This window comes from Ornithinimicrobium pratense (assembly GCF_008843165.1).
GTDB classification, from domain to species: Bacteria; Actinomycetota; Actinomycetes; order Actinomycetales; family Dermatophilaceae; genus Ornithinicoccus; species Ornithinicoccus pratensis.
The window spans coordinates 1,075,020-1,095,640 of record NZ_CP044427.1; the positions used below are offsets into that span (position 1 = coordinate 1,075,020).

A 20,621-nucleotide genomic window follows, 5' to 3' on the forward strand; every position below is an offset into this window, starting at 1 on the left:
GGGCCCGTTCCGGCGGATCCGGGCACGCCACGCTGAGGTGATGACAACACCTGAGCTGGCGGGGGGCTTACCCCGGAACGACGACACCGTCCTGGTACGCGGCATCAACCATCTGCTGGCGGTGGTGCCCCACCTGATCGGTTATCGGCCCGACCACAGCCTGGTCGTGGTGGCGACCCGGCTCGAGGGCACCCGACACGGGGTCCACCGGGGCTCGGTGGCCTTCGCCGCCCGTGTCGACCTGCCACCCCCGACCCACCTGCCGCAGCTGCCCCACGCGCTCGGCGGGCCGCTGCGCCGGGTGGCGAGCGAGGGCGGGCAGTTGATGCTGCACACCTTCGGCTATGACCTTCCGACGGGTCCGGACGGCGAGGTGGATGCCGGGTATGCCGAGGCGCTGCTGCAGACGCTGGAGTCCACGGCCCGACGGGCGGGGGCCGAGCTGCACGACCTCGACCTGGTCCGGGACCAGGGCCGGGAGCACCGACGTCTGCTCGTGGCGACCTGCCGGACCGAAGAACCGTGGCAGCCGGTGCCTCCCGCCGCGGACGTACCGGCCGCCGCCGACTTCGTGCTGCAGGGCCGAGCGCCGCTCCCCTCCCGCGAGGTGGTCGCCGCGGCCGTGCGACGCCGCGATGAGACGGCGGCCGCCCGGACCGACCTGGCGCTCACGCTGCTGGCCGCGGACCCAGCCAAGCTGGACCGCGACGTGGCGCTGAGGGCGCTGGGTGCCTGGGTGGTGCACGGATCCCCCTCACCGGGGGCACGTGAGCGCGCCTGGATCACCGCCGAGCTGCACGACCGACAGGTGCGGGACGCGCTCCTGGGGCGCTGGCTCCCGCAGATGTTCGACCTGCACGACGTCCTGGGCCCCGACGACGCGGCGCTGCTGGCCAGGTGGGTTCCTCCCTGGCCCCGGGAGGACTCCGACGCCGCGCTGGACCGGCTGCTCGAACTGGCGGCCAAGGTCCCAGTGCAGCTGGGCGCGCCGGTGGTGACCGTGGCGGCCTTCGTCGCGTGGGTCCATGGGCAGGGGACGGTGGCCAACGAGGCGTGCGACCTGGCGCTGGAGGTGGACCCCGACTACCGGATGGCCGTGCTGCTCCGGGAGTGCCTGGACCGCGGCATCAAGCCGACTCGCGACGGCGCGGACCGTCAGGAGCGCCGGGCCCGGAGGCGGGGTTCGGACACGGCGGCCTGACGACCGGCCGACCCGCCCGGAGGTGGGGGCGCGCTCAATGCCCAGAACGCCCGCCGACCTGCGCGGGGAGGGCCCGCAGAGCGTCTGGCCGGCGGTGTAGGGTCGCTGCCAGCACAGTAGGACGCCCTATGAGGAGGCAGTCTCATGTCGGTCATCGTCGGCTACATCCCCACCCGTGAAGGTCGGGCCGCTCTCACCGCCGCGCGCAGCGAGGCGCTGCTGCGCAAGACCAAGCTCGTCGTGGTGAACTCCCAGCGCGGCGGCCGGGACTTCGACGCCCACCAGGCTCAGCTCTTCGAGGAGGAGCTGCGTCGGGTGCAGCGCGACCTGGACGAGGCAGGGGTGCCCCACGAGGTCCGCCAGCTGGTGCGCGGCAACGAGCCGGCCGAGGATCTCATCGAGGTCGCGGAACAGTCCGACGGCGAGCTGATCGTCATTGGCCTGCGGCGCCGCACCCCGATCGGCAAGCTGATCCTGGGGTCCAACGCCCAGCGGATCCTGCTCGATGCCGTCTGCCCCGTGCTCGCCGTGAAGGCCGGCGAGGACGACTGAGGCTGAGCGGGCCGCCACCGGTCCCAGCGGCGGCGCCGGTCACCGGGTCCATCCCCTCACCGGATGGGCTCTGACCAGCGCAGACAGCCCTGCGGAGCGTCCCTGACCGGGGGCGGTGGAATGTCATCGAGGCGGGTGGCGTTTTATAATGGTGCGACAGTCAGCCTGCCGACCGGCAGACGAGGGCACCCGCGCCCATGACCGACGGCCTGATCGCGCCCGCCGGTGTGGCCATCCTCTCCCGCAAGAAATGAGTTGGACATCCCCGTGACCGCCCGGACATCCCATACCCCCGCCGCCACCACACTGCCCACCGCCTTCGAGCACGACGCCCTGCGCGCCCTCCTGGCCCAGGGCACGCAGCAGGGCTATGTGGACGCCGACCAGGTCAAGACCGCGCTCGAGGCGGCCGAAGTCATCAAGCCCGCCGACCAGAAGAAGGTGCTGCGGGTCTTCAGCGACCAGGCGATCGAGGTGCGCGCAGAGGTGACACCGGTCAGGCGCGCCGCCGCCCGCCGACGCGCGCCGGCCAAGAAGGCGGCCGCGGTCACCTCCACGCAGACGGACGCGGAGCCCAACGTCGAGGACAGCTCGGCCGGGGATGAGCCGACGGCACCGAAGACCACGACCCGCAAGAGCACCGGACGCAAGACCGCGGCTGTGGCCACGGTCACCGCCGCCCAGGCGGAGGCCGACGAGGCCACCGACACCCAGAGCAGCCCAAGCAAGTCGACCGCGGCGAAGGGCACCAGCAAGACCACGGCCAGCAAGACCGCTGCGAAGAAGGCTCCGGTCAAGAAGGCCACGAGCACCCGGGCCGCCGCCGACGCCGCAGCCGGGGACACCGCGTCGACCCCTCGGAAGCGCGCGGCCAAGAAGACCACCGCCCGTCAGACCACCGCGGCGGCGAAGGGTGCTGGGGAGACCAGTGAGGACCTCGAGGAGGTCGACCCCGCGGAGGGCGCCCTGAAGGACGGGGACGCCGAGACGGACACGGACGCCGAGGAGGCCGAGGGCGGCGCGCAGACCACGGCCGGCGCCAAGAGGGAGGACGACAGCTTCGTGCTGTCGACCGCGGACGACGACGATGCCCCGGCCCAGCAGGTGGTCACCGCCGGCGCCACTGCCGACCCGGTCAAGGACTACCTCAAGCAGATCGGCAAGGTCGCCCTCCTCAACGCCGAGCAGGAGGTCGAGCTGGCCAAGCGGATCGAGGCCGGCCTGTTCGCCGAGGAGAAGCTCAACTCGGGCGAGAAGATCGACGCCAAGCTCAAGCGCGAGCTGTGGTGGATCTCTAATGACGGTAAGAACGCAAAGAACCACCTGCTCGAGGCCAACCTGCGCCTGGTCGTCTCGCTGGCGAAGCGGTACACCGGTCGCGGCATGCTCTTCCTGGACCTGATCCAGGAGGGCAACCTGGGCCTGATCCGGGCGGTCGAGAAGTTCGACTACACCAAGGGCTACAAGTTCTCCACCTACGCCACCTGGTGGATCCGGCAGGCGATCACCCGCGCGATGGCCGATCAGGCCCGCACCATCCGCATCCCGGTGCACATGGTCGAGGTCATCAACAAGCTGGCCCGCGTCCAGCGCCAGATGCTGCAGGACCTGGGTCGCGAGCCTACCCCCGAGGAGCTGGCCGCCGAGCTGGACATGACCCCCGAGAAGGTCGTTGAGGTCCAGAAGTACGGTCGTGAGCCGATCTCCCTGCACACCCCCCTGGGGGAGGACGGCGACAGCGAGTTCGGTGACCTTATCGAGGACTCCGAGGCGGTCGTCCCCGCCGACGCCGTCTCCTTCACCCTGCTCCAGGAGCAGTTGCACTCCGTCCTGGACACGCTCTCCGAGCGCGAGGCCGGCGTGGTCTCGATGCGATTCGGCCTCTCCGACGGCCAGCCCAAGACCCTTGACGAGATCGGCAAGGTCTACGGCGTCACCCGTGAGCGGATCCGTCAGATCGAGTCCAAGACGATGAGCAAGCTGCGCCACCCCTCGCGCTCGCAGGTCCTGCGCGACTACCTCGACTGACGGACCAGGTATGCCGTCCGCGGACGCACCGGTCACCGTGATCCCGGTGAGCCAGAAGGACTGGGAGTCTTACCGAGACCTGCGCCTGGAGATGCTGCTCGACGCGCCCGAGGCCTTCTGGAGTCAGCACTCCCAGGTGGTGGACCGCACCGAGGAGCAGTGGCGTCAGGCTGCTGGCGGCATGCCCAGCCTGCAGGCTCGGGACGCGCAGGGCACAGCCCTGGGCACTCTCACCGTGGCGCCGCGCGGACCCGGCCCTGAGAGCGAGAAGGACCCCTCCCACGGGCCGGGTGACGTCATGGTCCTGGCGGTCTACGTACGCCCGCGGGCTCGGGGCCGTGGCGTGGGGGACCAGCTGCTGCGGGCGGCGGAGCAGCTGGCCGTCGAGCAGTTCGATGCGCAACGCCTCCTGCTGCACGTGAGCGAGCTCAACGAACCCGCCCGGGCTCTGTACGCACGGCACGGGTACCGACCCACCGGCCAGACCATCGACCACCCGCGCCTGGCGGGCGTGAAGGAACTGGAGCTGGCCAAGCCGCTGCGCTGACAGCAGCACCGTGGACAGCGTCTAGCCCTCCGTGCCGGGACGCGAGCGTCCCGCCTTGATCTGCGCCCGGTGCCGCTTGGCCTCCACCCTGCGGCGTTGCGAGCCGCGCGTGGGCCGGGTCGCTCGGCGAGCGGGGGCCGGAGGTGCCAGGGCTTCGCGCAGCAGAGCCGCCAGCCGCTGACGCGCCGCCCGTCGGTTGCGTCGTTGCGAGCGGTGCTCCGCCGCCACGATGCGCACCCGCCCGCCCACCCGGTGGGGCGCCAGGGCGCTGGCCGCCCGGGCACGCTGAATGGGGGTCAGGGCCGGGGACGTCTCCGGGTCCCACCACAGCTCCACCCTGCTGTCCGTGGTGTTGACGCCCTGCCCACCCGGCCCACCGGCGCGGCTGAACGTCTCCTCCAGCTCCGCCGCGGGCACGACCAGACCCCGGGGCACGCCGGGCCCCGGCGGCACCACCAGGTCGAGCTCAGCGGCAGGCATACCCCCAGCATGGCAGCCAGACAGAAGGATCAGCGGGGCCACGTCCGGGTGCGCAGCTCGGCGAACCAGTGACCAACGCCCTCCAGTCCGCTTCCGGGGAGCAGGGCCGCATTGGCCCGGACGTTCCAAGGCGAGGCTTGGCGCACCCCGTCCACGACGGCCCGTACGTCCTGACCCATCCGTGCGGCGTCGGTCTCCGACAGGGTGCCGACCGGGGCGTAGCGGCTGCGCTCAAGGGTCGCCGTGGCCCGGCGCAGTGCGTCCTGGGCGGGGGAGACCAGCACGGTCCGTTGCTCGTAGTAGCCGCGCATCACCCGGGGGCTGCGCGCCGGTGGCTCCTCGACCCCTAGGTCGGCCAGCGACCGAGTCAGGACCCGCCAGTAGCCCTCGACGCGGCCCGCGGGGTCATGGGCCTCGCGCAGCCCGCGCTCGCGGTAGCGCCGGCCGATGAGCGGCACGACCGTCATCAGCAGGGCCAGCACGAGCACGAGCCCCAGGACGCTGGCGATCGTCGGCAGCAGCTGGCGCATATCGTCCACCCAGCTGTCCGCCGGCGGCGCCGCCGCCTCCGTGGGCTCGGGCAGCTCAGGCACGGGGTCCGGCGCCGGCTGGGCGGTCGCGGGAGCCTGGTCGTTGTCGAGCGGGGCGCGGGTCCAGGGCGGGATCGAGCTCGCCCGTGCACCCGGCGTCGGCTCGAACCGGGTCCACCCCATCCCGCTGATCCACAGCTCGGGCCAGGTGTGCGCGTCGGCGACGACCACGGTCCGGGAGCCGTCGTTCTGCCGGGTGCCGGGCAGGAAGCCGACCGCCATCCGGGCCGGAATGCCCTCGTGCCGCGCCATCATCACCATGGTCTGCGCGAACTGCACGCAGTACCCGCGCCGGGAGGCGATGAACGCGCTGATCGGGTCGGCCGCCCCGACCTCGGCTGCGGGCGTGAGCTCCAGGGAGTAGGTGTAGGCGCCGGGCTGGCGGAAGTGGTTCTGCATCAGGATCGCGGCTTGCAGGGCGTTGTCCTCCGCGCCCACCACCTGCTCACTCAGGGCGGCGATCGCGTCGCCCGAGGCCGCGTCCACCGCGAGCAGGTCGGGTGAGAACTCGGCCGGGTCCGCAGGGACGGAGCCGACGTGGCCCGGCAGTTCAGCGCCGGGGATGGGCGCCTGGTAGAGCGCCGTGTAGCGGGGCGCGCGTCCCTGCAGCACAGCCGTGGAGTCGGTGAGGTCGAAGCGGTAGTCGCCGCCACTGAGCTCCAGCCCGACCAGCGGCGCAGGTGCGGCGAGGTGCGGAGGGGCGAGCTGATTCTCCAGCACCTGGGTCTGGAACGTCGACACCTCGACGTCGTCGGCAACGCCGGCAGGCCTCGGCAGGGGAGAGTTCAGCGGCAGCAGTTCGGCGGACAACCGGTCCGGCGCCTGCCAACGACCATCGGCGAACCGTTCGGTGGCGGTCACCCGTAGCGGTTCCGCGCTGATCCCGGTCGTGCGGTAGCGCAGCACGGGAGCCTGCGACTGGTTGCGCAGGTCCTGGGAGGGGTCCATGCTCTCGGTGAAGGCGACCTCGCCAGCGGCGTCGCCACCGACGGTGCGGGCCTCGGTGTTGCGGGCCAGACCGCCGCCGAAGAAGGTGGGCGGCAGGTGCGGCAGGGCGCTGGCACCGAGGATCGCGACGACGAGCGTGCTCGCCCCGAGCACCTGGGCCAGCCCCCGCAGGCTGCGCGGACCGGTGGACACGTCCTGGCCGCCGCGGGACTCCTGCCGGTTGGGCGAGGACCAGCCGCTGGTCACCCGGTGGCTCTGCTGGGCCAGCATGACCAGCCAGAGCAGGCCCACCGCGAGGAAGTACCACGGCTCCATCGCCCGGCCGGTGTTCGACACCGAGACAAGGAAGCCTGCGGCCAGGGGGATGCCGGCGCTTGCGGGGGCTCGCCCCGTGACCGCCATCGAGTCCACCGAGACTGCGGTGAGGGTGAGCACCGAGACCACCAGGAAGGAGACCCCCTCCGTGGTGGGGGCGGGCGCGGCATACGTCTGCAGCACGGTGCCGGCCTGCTGCAGCAGGCCACCGATCCGATCCAGGGTGTCCGCGGTGGGGACCAGGCCCCGCCACAGGGTCTCGCGCAGGAAGACGGTGCACACCCCGCCGATGCCGAGCAGCAGCTGTCCCAGCGCCACCAGGCTGGGCGGCACGTCGAAGGTTCGCATCAGCGCGCCGCTGACGGTCACGAGCGCCACGAGAGCGATCGCGGGCAGCAACCAGGTGTCCTCCCGCAGGAGGCCGGTCAGCGGCCAGGCGACCGCCAGCGTGGCCAGGGCGGCGACCAGTCCCTCGGCCCACATCCCTCGGGCGAAGGCGTCCTGGTCGGGCAGCAGAGTCCGCCGAGGCTCGGAGCGCTGCGGCTGCGGGCGCTGGGGTGTCCGCGGCGACGGTGTCTGGGTCGGTGGGGGCAGCGTCGAGGTCATGCCGACCGCCCGACCTGTGCGGACTCGCCCAGCGCGGCCCACGCCTGCGGGATCTCGGTATGCGGCCCGCACTCCACCGTGCGCCAACCCGCCTGGGCGAGCGCCCCCGCGGCTCCGGAGGGCCGGGTAGCCCTCCCGTCGGAGCGGGGCGTGCCGCCGAAGCGAGAGGGGTCCAGGACGAAGGCGAGGGCGCGTGAGCCGGGCTGGCGGATGGAGGCCAGCGCCCGCAGGTCCTCCTCGTCGTGCGCGACCACGGCGGCGACCACGAGGACGCCGCCGGCGGCGAAGGGGGCAGCGACCGCGGCCAGCCGAGCCAACCGGGTGTTCGCCTCGGGGGTGGCTCGGGCCAGGATGGTCAGCGCCTGGTCCAGCTCCACGGGGTGGTCGGCCGAGCCCTCCCGCACGGTGCTGTCGGTGAGCAGGTGGATGACGAAGCCCTGGAGCTGCAGGTGCCGGGCCACCGACGCGATCGCGGAGACCCCCCACTCGTAGGACGCCCGGACGCCGCCGCCGGGGTGGGCCCGATCTCGGGAGTCCAGCAGCAGCACCGCGCGCCGCCGTGCCGGACGGTCCTCCTGGCGCACCATGAGCTCGCCGCGGTGGGCCGTCGCCGGCCAGTGCACCCGGCGCAGCTCGTCGCCGTCGCGGTAGTTGCGGATGCTCACGTCGTCCTCGCCGTGCAGGGCGACCATCTGCGGCATCTCGCCCTCGCTGCCGCGGGAGGTCCCCCGCACGCGACCTTCGCCCAGGTGGTGGGTGCGGGGGAGCACGAGCACCTCAGAGCGCGAGGACAGCTGCAGGGTGAGGAAGGTCAGCCCGAACGGGTCGCGCTGCCGCAGCACGACCGGCCCCAGCGTGTAGGCCCCCCGGTGCCGGGAGCGCACGGTGTAGCGCAGCCGCCGTTGCTCCCCCGGGTCCAGCCGGGGCAGGACGAACCTGGGCCGGTCGCCCAGGTGGTAGTCCAGGTGCTCCTCGGCCAGGTAGACGGGGGTACGGCGCCTGCCGACGTTGGTGAAGTGGGTCTCGACGGCACCACGCTCGTCCGGGACCAGCCGTGCGGGGTCGGCCTCCCGGCGGACCTGGATGCGCGGGCTACGGCGGGGCATGAGGAGCAGGGCCAGGACGGGCAGGGCCGTCAGCAGGACGCCGATCCGGGTGATGTCCTCATACCCGAGCAGCACCCCCGCGGCGGCGGTGACCAGCCCGAGGACAAGGAAGGCCCGTCCCCGGCTGGTGAGCATCCTCCACGGTGAACGCATCGCTGGTCCTGCTCAGCGGCCCGAGGGGACGGTGGTGCGCTCGACCAGCTCGCGCACGATGTCCGCGGCGTTGTGCCGGGCCAGCGACGCCTCCCCGGTGGGCAGCACGCGGTGGGCGAGCACCGGGACGGCGACGGACTGCACGTCCTCGGGCAGGACGTGGTCGCGCCCGGTCAGGGCCGCGTGCGACCGCGCTGCCCGCAGCAGCTGCAGCCCGGCGCGCGGGGAGGCACCCAGGCGCAGCATCCGGTGGGTGCGCGAGGTGCCGACGATCGCGACGACGTACTGGCGCAGCGCCGGTGCGACGTGCAGCGCGCGGATCGCCTCGATCTGCCGCTGCACGTCCTCCGCAGTGGTCACCGGCGTCAGCTCATCCAGCGGGCTGACGCCGCCGTGGTGCTCCAGCATCGCCATCTCGGAGCGAGGGGAGGGGTAGCCCATCGAGATCCGCGCCATGAACCGGTCGCGCTGCGCCTCCGGCAGCGGGTAGGTGCCCTCCATCTCGATCGGGTTCTGCGTGGCCATCACCAGGAAGGGCCGGGGCAGCGGGTAGGTGTGCCTGTCGACGGTGACCTGGCGCTCCTCCATCGCCTCCAGCAGCGCGGACTGGGTCTTGGGGGAGGCCCGGTTGATCTCGTCGCCCACGACGACGTTGGCGAAGATCGCGCCGGGCCGGAACTCAAAGCTCCTGGTGTCCTGGTTGAAGACGCTCACCCCGGTGATGTCGCTGGGCAGCAGGTCCGGGGTGAACTGCACGCGGCTGACCTGGCAGTCGATGGCCCGGGCCAGGGTCTTGGCCAGCATCGTCTTGCCCACTCCCGGCACGTCCTCGATGAGCAGGTGGCCCTCGGCGAGCAGCACGGTGACGGCGGTCGAGACGACGTCGTCCTTGCCCTCGATGACGGTGGTGATGGCGCGGTGCACGGCCCCGGCGACCGCGGTCACGGCGTCCAGATCCACGGTCTCGGGCGCGGTCGACAAGGCAGACATGAGCGAAGTGTGCCAAACCAGACTGACAGGCGCCGCATCTTTGCCGAACACGGCACCCTCCACTTCCCCCCACCCCGGTCCTCCATCTCGCGCCAGTAGGTCGCTCTCTGCCCCTGACCTGCGTCTTTGGCACGGGGTATGCCGCGTCGGCCCGCGCGGGGGATGCGTCGGCCGACCTGGCATCATGCCGTCCTCCACCGCATTCCCCGCCCCTGACCTGGGAGGTTGGTCGAAATAGCCGCAGATTAGTGCGTCAGTGGTGGTGCGCGGGGAGCAAAGTGGAGTAAAGTGGAGCAATCTGGAGAAGGCAGGCCCGCACACCGAGTCGAAGGGGGTGGCCAGAGTGCTCTTCCTCGGCACCTACACGCCCCGACTCGATGACAAGGGCAGGATGTTCCTGCCGGCCAAGTTCCGCCGCGCCCTCGAGGACGGTCTGGTCATCACCCGCGGGCAGGAGCGCTGCCTCTACGTCTTCTCGCGCGAGGAGTTCGAGCGGATCACCACCCAGTGGCACAGCAGCCCGACGACCTCCCGCGCGGTGCGTGACTACCAGCGCGTCTTCCTCTCCGGTGCCTCCGACGAGGCCCCGGACAAGCAGGGGCGGCTGACCATCCCGCAGATCCTGCGCGAGTATGCCGGGCTGCAGACCGAGTGCACCGTGATCGGGGCGGGGAACCGAGTCGAGGTCTGGGACTCGGCCGCCTGGGACACCTACCTGGAGCAGACCGAGCAGTCGTTCGCCGAGCAGTCGGAGGAGGTGGTCCCCGGGCTGATGTGAGCCGTGGCGGACCCCCGCCCTGGCCCTGGCCTCCCCCCGTCCGTCCCGCACCCAGACTTCACTTCCCCGAAGCCTGGTCGCGAACCGAAGGCTCCCGACCCGACTTCCCCCGGGCCGGGCGCCACGGCGGACGGTGGGGGACCAGGGCCCGGGGGATCAGGTCGAGCGGATCGCCCAGGCATCACCGGGGACAGGACCGATGGCTGCAGGCACACCACCCACCGCGGACCGGCACGTGCCGGTCATGCTGGACCGCTGCGTCGAGCTCCTCGCCCCCGCGCTGTCCCGGCCGGGGGCGATCTTCGTGGACGGCACGCTGGGGATGGGCGGCCACACCGAGGCGGTGCTGCACGCCTGCCCGCAGTCCCGGGCGATCGGGATCGACCGTGACCCCCAGGCGCTCGCGCTGGCAGGCGAGCGGCTGGCGCCCTTCGGTGAGCGGTTCACCGCCGTGCACGACGTCAGCGACGACGTGCCCGCGGTGCTGGCCGACCTCGGGCTGGCGACGGCCGATGCGATCCTCTTCGACCTCGGGGTCTCCTCCTTGCAGCTGGACGAGACCGACCGCGGCTTCGCCTACCGCACCGACGCACCCCTAGACATGCGGATGGACCAGTCGACCGGGATGACCGCGGCAGAAGTGCTGAACACCTACGACGCGCGAGACCTGGAGAGGGTGCTGCGCGAGTATGGCGAGGAGCGCTTCGCCCGCAAGATCGCCCGGGCCGTGGTCCGCCGACGCGAACAGGAACCGTTCACCACCTCCGGACCCTTGGTCCAGCTGCTGCACAGCGTCGTCCCCGCCGCCTCGCAGCGCAGTGGGGGACACCCCGCCAAGCGCACCTTCCAGGCGCTGCGCATCGAGGTCAACGCCGAGCTGTCCGTCTGGGACGAAGGGGTCCGCGCGGCCCTGCGCGCCCTCGGCGTCGGTGGCCGCCTCGTCGTCCTGTCCTACCACTCCTTGGAGGACCGCATCACCAAACGAGCGCTGGCTGCGGGCGCCACCAGCTCGGCCCCGCCCGGACTGCCCGTTGAGCTCCCCGAGCAGCGGCCATGGCTGCAGCTGCTGGTGCGCGGCGCCGAGCAGGCGAGCCCGGCCGAGCAGGCCACCAACCCGCGCTCGGCCTCGGTCCGACTCCGCGCGGCCCAGCGCACTCGCCCTACGCCCGATCAGACCAACCGCCATACCCCCGGCCCGCACGCCGCCCGAGAGGACCTCGCATGAGCCAGATGACGATCTCCGCCCGTCTGCCCCGAGCCGCCCGCGCCAGGACTGGCGCCCGTTCCGTCGACGCCTCGCCGGCGCGGACCAACATCGGCTTCCTGCTGCTGTGCGCCTTCATCGTGGCCAGCAGCTTTACCGCGGTCTTGGTGCTCAACACCGCCCGCGCGGAAGGCTCCTACGTCCTGTCCCGGCTCGAGGTGCAGAGGACCGCCCTGCACGACCAGAAGGTCACCCTCGCCGAGGAGCTGGCCGAGAAGGAGTCGCCGGAAAACCTGGCGGGGGCCGCCGAGAAGCTGAAGATGGTGCCCTCCACCTCCACCGCCACCGTGCGTTTGTCGGACGGCTCCATCACCGGCGTGGCGTCCAAGGTCGAGGACGGGCACACGATTACCGTGGATTTGCCCTCGACGGGCATCCCGCTTCCGAAGGACGACTGACGCAGGAGTGAGCAGGCCAGTGGCAGCAGCGCGCACCTCTCCTCGCCCTCGGGGTGCGGTGGCTTCGGGGGTGGTCCACCCGGCTCGGCGGGCACGGGTCCTTCTGGTCGGCATCTTCGTCGTCCTCTCCCTCTTCGCCGCCCAGCTGGTGCGCCTGCAGGGCCTGGACGCCGCCAGCGTCTCCGCCGCTGCGCTCGACGGACGCCTGCAGAGCATGGTCCTTCCCGCCGCGCGGGGCACTATCACCGACATCCACGGCCAGCCACTGGCGGTGAGTGTGGAGCGCAAGCGGATCACTGCCGACCCGACCCTGGTCGCTGACTACGTGCCGCGGGAGGACCGGGAGAGGCTGGGCGAGGGGTTCCCCGCCGCGGCCAAGGTCATCGCCGAGGTGACCGGCGCCGACGAGGCGCAGGTGCTGGGCAAGCTGACCTCGCCCGACCAGCCGCGCTGGACGGTGCTCGTCCCCGACGCCTCCCCGCAGCAGTGGCAAGAGCTGCGGGCCCGCGGGGTGCGAGGTGTCTTCCCGGAGGACCTCATGCGCCGCGACTACCCGCTTGGGGAGTCTGCCGCGCCGCTGATTGGTTGGATCGGCGCCGGCGAGCAGCCGGCGGGCGGCCTGGAGCTGGTGCACCACGAGGCGCTGACCGGAACCCCCGGTGAGGCGGTCTACGAGGCGGGCAGCAGCGGGGAAATCATCTCCACCGGCCTCTACGAGGAGGACCCCGCGGTGCCGGGGCAGGACCTGCGCCTGACCCTGGACGCCGACATCCAGTGGTATGCCCACAACGCCCTCAAGGACCGGATCGAGGAGGCGGACGCGCTTTCCGGCTACGCCGCGGTGATGGAGGTCGGCACCGGGCGGCTGCTGGCGCTGACCAGTTACCCCGGCTTCGACCCCTCGCAGAGCACGCAGACCTCCGAGGGGATGCGCAACGCCGCGATCGAGGACGTCTACGAGCCCGGCTCCACCTCCAAGCTGGTCACCGCCGCGGCCGCCCTGGAGGAACGGATCGCCGAGCCGGACACCCCCATCGTGGTGCCCGTTCGCGTCCCCCGGGCCGGCGTCGCCTTCAAGGACGCGACCGAGAAGCCAGTCCAGCACCTCACCTTCTCCGGCGTGCTGGCCCACTCCTCCAACAAGGGCACCATCCTCTACGGCGAGAAGCTCACCGACGAGCAACTCTACGAGTGGAACCGGAAGTTCGGAATGGGCTCGCTCAGCGGGCTGGGGCTGCCGGGGGAGTCCACCGGCCTGGTCCCCGAGACCTCCACCTGGAGCGCCACCACCCGCTACACCTTTATGTTCGGCCAGGGCCTGTCGAGCACCCTGCTGCAGCAGATGGGCGTCTTCCAGACCGTGGCCAACGGCGGTGTCACCGTGCCGCCCACCCTGGTCGCCGGCACGGTCGATCAGGAGGGCCGTTACCTCGAGGCGCCGCTGGGGGAGGGTTCCCGGGTGATCAGCGAGGAGACGGCTGCCCAGCTCACCGAGATGATGACCGCCACCGCCTCCCCGACCGGCACCGCGCCGCTGGCCGCCATCCCCGGCTACCACATCGCCGGCAAGAGCAGCACCGCCACCCGGGTGGACCCGCAGACCGGTCGCTACACCGGTGGCGTCACCTCCAGCTTCATGGGCTTCGCCCCGGCGCAGGACCCGAAGTACATCGTCGCCGTGGTGATCCAGCGGCCGCGCCAGATCAGCGAGTTCGGCGGCGTGATCTCCGGGCCGCCGTTCGCCGACATCATGCGCTACGCCCTGCAGAAGAACGGCGTCCTGCCCGACACGACGCCGCCTCCGGAGGTCGAGCTGGAGTTCGACCCCGAGGAGCAGGCTCCCGGCCACCCCGCCGGTGTCACACTTGAGGACATCGCGATCAAGGACGAAAGGACCGGTGGGTGATCCCCCTGACACTGCAGCAGGTCGCGCAGGTGACCGGAGGCCGGGTGCATCCCGGAGGCAGTGACGGGGCCGCGGCCGGGCTGACGGTCAGCGGCTCCGTCGTGACCGACTCCCGGGAGGTTGCTCCCGGTGGCCTGTATGTCGCCCGCCGTGGAGACCACGCCGACGGTCACGACTATCTCGCCGCCGCAGCCGACCGCGGCGCGGTGGGAGCGCTGACCAACCGCGAGTCCGACGTCCTGCCCTGCGTGGTCCTGGACGAAGACCCGGCCCGGCTCTCGCCGCGGCCTGACCGTCCCCCTTACGACGCCGTGACCCGTGGGTTCGCCGCCCTAGGCCGTGAGGTCGTCGACCGCTGCACCGCCGCAGGCGGGCTGCGCATCGTCGGCATCACCGGCTCCTCCGGGAAGACCTCCACCAAGGACCTGATGGCCCAGGTGCTCTCCGGGTTGGGGCCGACGCTGGCACCCGAGGCGTCCTACAACTCCGAGGTCGGCGTGCCCCTGACCGTGTGCCGGCTCACGCCGGACACCGCCTACCTGGTCGCCGAGATGGGCGCCTCCGGGGCCGGGCACATCGCCCACCTCACCACCGTCGCCCCGCCGCAGGTGGCGGTCGTGCTCAACGTCGGCTCGGCCCACCTGGGTGAGTTCGGCTCGCGCGAGGCGATCGGGCGGGCCAAGGCCGAACTGGTGCAGTCCCTGCCCGCGGGGGGCCTGGCCGTGCTCAACGCCGACGACCCCGTGGTGGCCGCCATGGCCGGGGATGCGGCCGCCGTCGGGGCCCGGACGCTGCTGGTCGGCCGGGGCACCAACGCCGACCTGCGCGCCGTCGACGTGACCACCGACACCCGGGGCCGCGCCTCCTGCACCGTGCGCGGGCCCGGCACCCCCGAGGAGGGGGTCCCGGTCGCCCTGAGGCTGGTCGGCGAGCACCATGTCGGCAACGCTCTCGCTGTCGCCGCCGTCGCCCACGAGTGGGGTATGCCGTGGGAGCAGGTCGCCCAGGCGCTCGGCACCGCGGAGGCTCGGGCCCGGTGGCGGATGGAGGTCACCGAGCGACCCGACGGCCTCGTCGTCGTCAACGACGCCTACAACGCCAACCCCGACTCGACCGCCGCCGCGCTGCGCGCCCTCGCCGCGATGCGCACCCCGGATGGCCGGCTGGTCGCGGTCCTCGGCGGGATGCTCGAGCTCGGTGCCGACAGCGACGCCGAGCACGCCCGCGTCGGGGCGTTGGCGGCCGCGTTGGGCGTCGACCACCTCGTCACGGTGGGCCAGCTGGCCGAGCCGGCCGCCACCGCATACCTGGAGGGCGGCGGCGCGGAGGCGACCTTCCTGCCCGACCGGCACGAGGCCCGGGCCTTCCTGGCGGACCACCTGGGACCGGCGGACGTCGTCCTGCTCAAGAGCAGCCGCGACTCCGGCCTGCGGCTGCTGGGTGATGAACTGGCAGGGGTCGGTCCCTGATGGTCAACGTCCTGCTCGCCGGGGGGTGGCCATGCTGGTCGCCCTCCTCTGCACCCCGCTGTTCATTCGCTTCCTCGTGCGACAGGGCTACGGCCAGTTCATCCGCGACGACGGACCCACCTCCCACCACACCAAGCGCGGCACACCGACCATGGGGGGCGCGGTGATCATCGCCGCCACCCTCCTCGGCTACTTCTTGTCCCACCTGCTGCTCATCCTGCTGGACATGTCCGGGCTCGTGGAGGTCACCCACAGCCGGTTCTCGCTCAGCGCGCTGCTGGTCCTCTTCCTCATCACCGGCCTGGGGCTGATCGGCTTCCTGGACGACTACACCAAGATCTCTAAGCAACGCAGCCTGGGCCTGACATCGCTGGAGAAGCTGGCGGGACAGACCGTCATCGCCATCATCTTTGCCCTGTTGGCTCTGCTGGTCACCAACGACAGCTCCCGGGCGCCGGCGTCGACCGCGATCTCCTTCGTCCGGGACACCTCCGTCGACCTCGCCTTCGCCGGGCCGGTGCTGGGCGTGATCCTGTTCATCATCTGGGCCAACATCCTTATCGCCGGGGCCTCCAACGGCGTCAACCTCACCGACGGCCTGGACGGGCTGGCGACCGGGGCCAGCGTGATGGTCTTCGGGGCCTACTCGGTGATCGGGATCTGGCAGTACAACCAGAACTGCCAGATCGCGCCCGGGCCCAACTGCTACGACGTCCGAGACGCGCTTGACCTGGCGGTCGTGGCCTGCTCGGTCGCCGGGGCCTGCTTCGGTTTCCTGTGGTGGAACGCCTCCCCGGCCAAGATCTTCATGGGCGACACCGGCTCCCTGGCCTTGGGAGGCGGGCTGGCCGGGCTGGCCATCACCACCCGCACCGAGCTGCTGCTGGCGGTGCTCGGTGGGCTGTTCGTCATCATCACCCTGTCGGTGATCATCCAGGTGGCCAGCTTCAAGCTCACCGGTAAACGGGTGTTCCGGATGGCACCCCTGCAGCACCACTTCGAGCTGCTCGGGTGGGCCGAGGTGACGATTGTCATCCGGTTCTGGATCGTGGCCGGCATGTGCGTGGCGGTCGGGCTAGGGATGTTCTACGCCGAGTGGGTGGCCAACCTGTGAGCAGTGAGAAGGACACCGAGAGCCACGACCGGCTGGCGGGGCTGACCCACCGGGACGCGGACTGGGCCGGGGTGAAAGCCCTCGTCACCGGTCTCGGCGTGACCGGCTTCGCGGCGGCGGACGCCCTGCTGCAGCACGGGGCCGGGGTCACCGTGGTGGACGCCGGCGCGGGCACCGAGAAGCAGGCGACGCAGGCCGGGATCCTGGGGATCCTCGGCGCCGACGTGCGCCTGGGCCCCGAGCACCTGGCCGGCTGGCCGGCCGACCTCGACGATGTAGACGTCGTGGTCACCTCCCCGGGGTGGCGTCCGGACCATCCGGTGCTGCACGCGGCGGCGCACCGCGGCATACCCGTGTGGAGCGAGGTCGAGCTCGCCTGGCGGCTGCGGCCCCACGTGGGCGCCGCTCCCTGGCTGTGCGTCACCGGCACCAACGGCAAGACCACGACCGTGCAGCTGCTGGAGTCGATCCTGCAGGCGGCGGGGCTGCGGGCGATCGCCGTGGGCAACGTCGGCACGCCCGTCCTGGACGCCGTCCAACACCCCGAGCCCTACGACGTCATCGCCGTGGAGCTGTCCAGCTTCCAGCTGCACTTCACCCACTCAGTCAGCCCCCTGGCCTCCTGCGTGCTGAACGTGGCGCCGGACCACCTGGACTGGCACGGCTCGATGGAGCAGTACGCCGCGGACAAGGCCCGCATCTACGAGCGCACCCAGCTGGCCTGCGTCTACAACGTCCAGGACCCCGCCACCGAGGCGATGGTGGAGGAGGCTGAGGTCATCGAAGGGGCCCGGGCGATCGGGATCACCCTTGGCACACCGGGTCTGTCCATGCTCGGGCTGGTCGACGACGTGCTGGCCGACCGCGCCTTCGTCGAGGAGCGGCGCACCTCGGCCGCGGAGCTGGGCACCCTCGCCGACCTCGCGCGGGCCTCCGGCGGCACCGGCGACAGCGCGCCCCCGCCGCACCTGGTGCTGGACGCCCTGGCGGCCGCAGCCCTGGCCCGGGCCGCGGGCATCACCCCCGCCGCCGTCCGCGACGGGCTGCGCGCCTTCCGCGCCGACGCCCACCGCACCCAGGTCGTCGCCGAGCACGAGGGTGTCACCTGGGTCGACGACTCCAAGGCGACCAACCCGCACGCCGCCCAGGCCGCGCTGGAGGCCTACCCGGACATCGTCTGGGTCGCCGGCGGCCAGCTCAAGGGCGCCGACGTCGACCAGCTGGTAGCCCATGTCGCGGGGCAGCTGCAGGCGGTGGTGCTGCTCGGGGCGGACCGGGCGCAGTTCGCCGAGGCGCTGGCCCGACACGCGCCGCACGTCCCCGTCGAGGACGCCGGCGTCACCGACCATGGGGACATGACCGGTCTGGAGGAGCTGATGGACGACGTCGTCGCGCGGTGCGCCCGGCTGGCCCGCCCGGGCCACGTCGTGCTGCTCTCGCCGGCCGCGGCCTCGCTCGACATGTTCCCCAGCTACGGCAGCCGCGGCGACACCTTCACCGCCGCGGTCCGCCGGCACCTGCGCCAAGAGGGGTCGCCGTGACGGCCACCCTGCCGCCGCGTTTCCGGCAGGGGGCGTCCGCGGGAGCACAGCGCTCTGGTGGGTCCGCACACTCCGACGCAGATGACTACGCCACGTTCGGCGAGGAGGCCCAGGGCTGGTCGGCCGCCTCGGTCGGAACCTGGCTGCGCTCGCCCGTGGCGCCCTACTACCTGATCGCCGTCAGCGCGTCCGTGCTCACGGTCCTCGGCCTGGTGATGGTCCTGTCGGCCAGCGGCCCGGGCTCCTACCTGGAGAGCGGCAACTCCTACACCGTCTTCCTCAGCCAGGTCATGTATGCCGGGGTGGGCATCGCCCTCGCGGTCGTCGGGTCCCGGCTGCCGGTGCGGATCTGGCGCAAGCTCGCCTGGCCCGCCGTGTTCGTGGCGCTGGCCCTGCAGGTGGCGGTGTTCAGCCCCATCGGCTGGGAGTTCCAGGGCAACCGCAACTGGATCTTGGTGGGCGGCCGGAGCCTGCAGCCAGCCGAGCTGGCCAAGATGGCCATGGTCGTCTTTGGCGCGGGGGTCCTGGCGGCCAAGCGCCCCCTCCTGCACAAGCCGGCGCACGCCGTGGTGCCGATGATCTTCCCCTTCGGCATGCTCCTGGTCGGGCTGGTGCTGATGGGGCACGACCTCGGCACCGCGATGATCATGCTGATGATCCTGGTCGGCATGCTCTACGCAGCGGGGGTGCCGGGCCGCTGGTTCGTCGGACTGTCCCTGGTCGCCGTCGGCGGTGTGCTGTACTTCGCGGCCGGCAGCGCCAACCGGATGCACCGCATCCAGACCTGGATCGGCGGCATCTGCGACAGCCCTCACGTGGACGGCTGCTTCCAGAAGGTGCACGCCGAGTACGCCCTGGCCGACGGCGGCTGGTGGGGGGTCGGGCTGGGCGGATCCCGGGAGAAGTGGGGCCTGCTGCCCGAGCCGCACAACGACTTCATCCTGGCCATCATCGGCGAGGAGCTGGGCCTGCCCGGGACGCTCACCGTGCTGGTCCTTTTCGGGGTCCTGGCCTACGCCTGCGTCCGGATCGTCTCTGCGTCCGAGGACAGCTTCGCCCGGCTGGCGGCCGCCGGAGTGATGGTCTGGTTCCTGTCCCAGGCGCTGCTCAACGTCGGCTCGGTCATCGGCATGCTGCCGATCATCGGTGTGCCCCTGCCGTTGGTCTCCAGCGGTGGCTCGGCGCTCATCGCCGCCCTCATGGGCGTGGGGCTGCTCCTGGCCCTGGCCAGGTCGCTGCCAGAGGCGCAGGGCCGATTCTCCGGCCGGGCCTCGATCCTGCGCCGCACCATTGCCGCCGTCCCCGTCGCGGCCACGGCCGGTCGGGCCCGGGCCAGGACAACGGCCGCACAGAGCGCCACCCGTGCGGGGTCCTCCCACAAGGAGACGCCCGCGAAGCGGCCATCCCGCAAGAGTGCCCAGCCCAACGGCCCCCGGACCACGCCAAGGCGGGCCGCCGTCCCCCGTGCGGCGCGCCGCCCGGGAGGCCGTCCGTGAGCGGGCCCGAGGCGACCCGGGCACAGGGCGACGGCGCCGGCCCTGACCGCCCGCTGTCCGTCGTGCTCGCCGGCGGGGGCACCGCTGGGCACGTCAACCCTCTCCTGGCCACCGCCGACGCGCTGCGGCGCCGGGTACCCGGCGTGCGGATCCAGGTGCTCGGCACCGCCGAGGGTCTGGAGTCCAGGCTCGTGCCCGAGCGGGGCTACCCCCTGACCGTCGTGCCGAAGGTGCCTTTTCCTCGGCGGCCGGGACCGGCCGTGCTGCGCTTTCCCGGGGCGCTGCGCCGCGCCATCTCCACCGCAGCCAAAGCCATCCACGACGTCGAGGCGGACGTGGTGGTGGGGTTCGGCGGGTATGTGGCCACCCCGGCCTACCTGGCCGCCCGCCGAGCCCGGGTGCCCGTGGTGATCCACGAGCAAAACGCCCGCCCCGGCCTGGCCAACCGGCTCGGTGCCCGGTTCGCCGAGCACGTCGCCATCACCTTCGCCAGCACCTCCCTGCCCGGCGCCACCGTCGTCGGGCTCCCGCTGCGCACCGAGGTGCGTGAGCTGGACCGCGCCGAGTCCCGTGGTGAGGCGCTGGCCCACTTCGGGCTGGACGCCGACCGGCCCACCCTGCTGGTCTTCGGCGGGTCGCTGGGCGCGCAGCGGCTCAACGAGGCCTTCGCCCGGGCCGCCGCCGACCTGCAGGCCGCCGGGGTCCAGGTGCTCCACCTGACCGGTGCCGGCAAGGACGTTGACCTTCCCCCGCCCGCGGCCGACGGCGCCCGGTACGTCGCGCTCGACTACACCGACCGGATGGACCTGGCCTACTCCGTGGCCGACCTGGCCGTCTGCCGAGCAGGGGCCGGCACGGTCTGCGAGCTGGCCGCCGTGGGGGTCCCCGCCATCTATGTCCCCCTGCCGGTGGGCAACGGCGAGCAGCGGCTCAACGCCGCCGATGTCGTCGCGGCCGGCGGAGGCAGGATTGTCGAGGACGCCCAGGTGCGGCCCGACTGGGTGCGGACAGACGTCATACCCCTCCTGAGTGACCGGAGGACTCTGGACACCATGGCGGCGGCCGCCGCCGAGCACGGCCAGCGCGACGCCGACGAGCGGCTGGTCGATCTGGTGCTCCAGGCCGCGGGCCGGGCGTGA

17 protein-coding genes are annotated in these 20,621 nt (G+C 72.3%); 13 read left to right on the forward strand and 4 right to left on the reverse strand.

Annotated elements, in window-relative coordinates:
• The first annotated feature begins 40 nt into the window (after window positions 1–40).
• The 4 genes from FY030_RS04825 to FY030_RS04840 all read left to right on the forward strand — a co-directional run bounded on the left by FY030_RS04825 (window position 41) and on the right by FY030_RS04840 (window position 4,328).
• Window positions 41–1,201 (forward strand): DUF4192 domain-containing protein, encoded by a 1,161-nt coding sequence (locus FY030_RS04825; protein ID WP_158060516.1) that lies wholly within the window; start codon window positions 41–43, stop codon window positions 1,199–1,201.
• A 144-nt stretch (window positions 1,202–1,345) separates the two neighbouring features.
• Window positions 1,346–1,753, forward strand: a complete 408-nt coding sequence (locus FY030_RS04830) for a universal stress protein (RefSeq protein ID WP_131104157.1) — start codon at window positions 1,346–1,348, stop codon at window positions 1,751–1,753.
• Between the two features lie 267 nt (window positions 1,754–2,020).
• Complete coding sequence (locus tag FY030_RS04835; RefSeq protein WP_158060517.1) at window positions 2,021–3,781, forward strand: RNA polymerase sigma factor; 1,761 nt, start codon at window positions 2,021–2,023, stop codon at window positions 3,779–3,781.
• A gap of 10 nt (window positions 3,782–3,791) precedes the next feature.
• Window positions 3,792–4,328, forward strand: a complete 537-nt coding sequence (locus tag FY030_RS04840) for a GNAT family N-acetyltransferase (protein ID WP_158060518.1) — start codon at window positions 3,792–3,794, stop codon at window positions 4,326–4,328.
• 21 nt (window positions 4,329–4,349) lie between these two features.
• Here FY030_RS04840 and arfB read toward each other — a convergent pair whose 3' ends face one another.
• The 4 genes from arfB to FY030_RS04860 are packed head-to-tail and all read right to left on the reverse strand — an operon-like array spanning window position 4,350 to window position 9,516.
• Window positions 4,350–4,808 (reverse strand): alternative ribosome rescue aminoacyl-tRNA hydrolase ArfB, encoded by a 459-nt coding sequence (gene arfB, locus FY030_RS04845; protein WP_158060519.1) that lies wholly within the window; start codon window positions 4,806–4,808, stop codon window positions 4,350–4,352.
• Between the two features lie 29 nt (window positions 4,809–4,837).
• Entirely contained in the window at window positions 4,838–7,267 is a 2,430-nt protein-coding gene (locus FY030_RS04850) for a transglutaminase TgpA family protein (RefSeq protein ID WP_158060520.1), read from the reverse strand.
• Complete coding sequence (locus tag FY030_RS04855; RefSeq protein WP_158060521.1) at window positions 7,264–8,526, reverse strand: DUF58 domain-containing protein; 1,263 nt, start codon at window positions 8,524–8,526, stop codon at window positions 7,264–7,266. Before FY030_RS04855 ends, FY030_RS04850 begins: the two co-directional genes overlap by 4 nt.
• A gap of 12 nt (window positions 8,527–8,538) precedes the next feature.
• Entirely contained in the window at window positions 8,539–9,516 is a 978-nt protein-coding gene (locus FY030_RS04860; protein WP_158060522.1) for an AAA family ATPase, read from the reverse strand.
• Window positions 9,517–9,859: 343 nt separating this feature from the next.
• Here FY030_RS04860 and mraZ point away from each other — a divergent pair, with 343 nt between their 5' ends.
• From mraZ to murG, 9 genes are all read left to right on the forward strand, one after another.
• The gene (gene mraZ, locus FY030_RS04865; protein ID WP_158060523.1) at window positions 9,860–10,294 is read left to right on the forward strand and encodes a division/cell wall cluster transcriptional repressor MraZ; all 435 of its coding nucleotides are present in this window, start codon (window positions 9,860–9,862) and stop codon (window positions 10,292–10,294) included.
• 199 nt (window positions 10,295–10,493) lie between these two features.
• A complete protein-coding gene (rsmH, locus tag FY030_RS04870) occupies window positions 10,494–11,519 on the forward strand; it encodes a 16S rRNA (cytosine(1402)-N(4))-methyltransferase RsmH (protein WP_158060524.1) in 1,026 nt (341 codons plus the stop codon).
• A complete protein-coding gene (gene ftsL / locus FY030_RS04875) occupies window positions 11,516–11,956 on the forward strand; it encodes a cell division protein FtsL (protein WP_158060525.1) in 441 nt (146 codons plus the stop codon). The genes rsmH and ftsL overlap by 4 nt, the downstream gene beginning before the upstream one ends.
• A 58-nt stretch (window positions 11,957–12,014) precedes the next feature.
• Window positions 12,015–13,862 (forward strand): peptidoglycan D,D-transpeptidase FtsI family protein, encoded by a 1,848-nt coding sequence (locus FY030_RS04880; protein ID WP_158060526.1) that lies wholly within the window; start codon window positions 12,015–12,017, stop codon window positions 13,860–13,862.
• The gene (locus FY030_RS04885; protein WP_158060527.1) at window positions 13,859–15,331 is read left to right on the forward strand and encodes a UDP-N-acetylmuramoyl-tripeptide--D-alanyl-D-alanine ligase; all 1,473 of its coding nucleotides are present in this window, start codon (window positions 13,859–13,861) and stop codon (window positions 15,329–15,331) included. Before FY030_RS04880 ends, FY030_RS04885 begins: the two co-directional genes overlap by 4 nt.
• A 31-nt stretch (window positions 15,332–15,362) precedes the next feature.
• Window positions 15,363–16,445: a phospho-N-acetylmuramoyl-pentapeptide-transferase gene (mraY, locus tag FY030_RS04890; RefSeq protein ID WP_238348555.1), complete on the forward strand. Its 1,083-nt coding sequence runs from the start codon at window positions 15,363–15,365 to the stop codon at window positions 16,443–16,445.
• Window positions 16,442–17,986: a UDP-N-acetylmuramoyl-L-alanine--D-glutamate ligase gene (gene murD, locus FY030_RS04895; protein WP_158060529.1), complete on the forward strand. Its 1,545-nt coding sequence runs from the start codon at window positions 16,442–16,444 to the stop codon at window positions 17,984–17,986. The genes mraY and murD overlap by 4 nt, the downstream gene beginning before the upstream one ends.
• The gene (ftsW, locus tag FY030_RS04900; protein WP_238348556.1) at window positions 17,983–19,482 is read left to right on the forward strand and encodes a putative lipid II flippase FtsW; all 1,500 of its coding nucleotides are present in this window, start codon (window positions 17,983–17,985) and stop codon (window positions 19,480–19,482) included. Before murD ends, ftsW begins: the two co-directional genes overlap by 4 nt.
• The gene (gene murG, locus FY030_RS04905; protein ID WP_202879759.1) at window positions 19,479–20,621 is read left to right on the forward strand and encodes an undecaprenyldiphospho-muramoylpentapeptide beta-N-acetylglucosaminyltransferase; all 1,143 of its coding nucleotides are present in this window, start codon (window positions 19,479–19,481) and stop codon (window positions 20,619–20,621) included. The genes ftsW and murG overlap by 4 nt, the downstream gene beginning before the upstream one ends.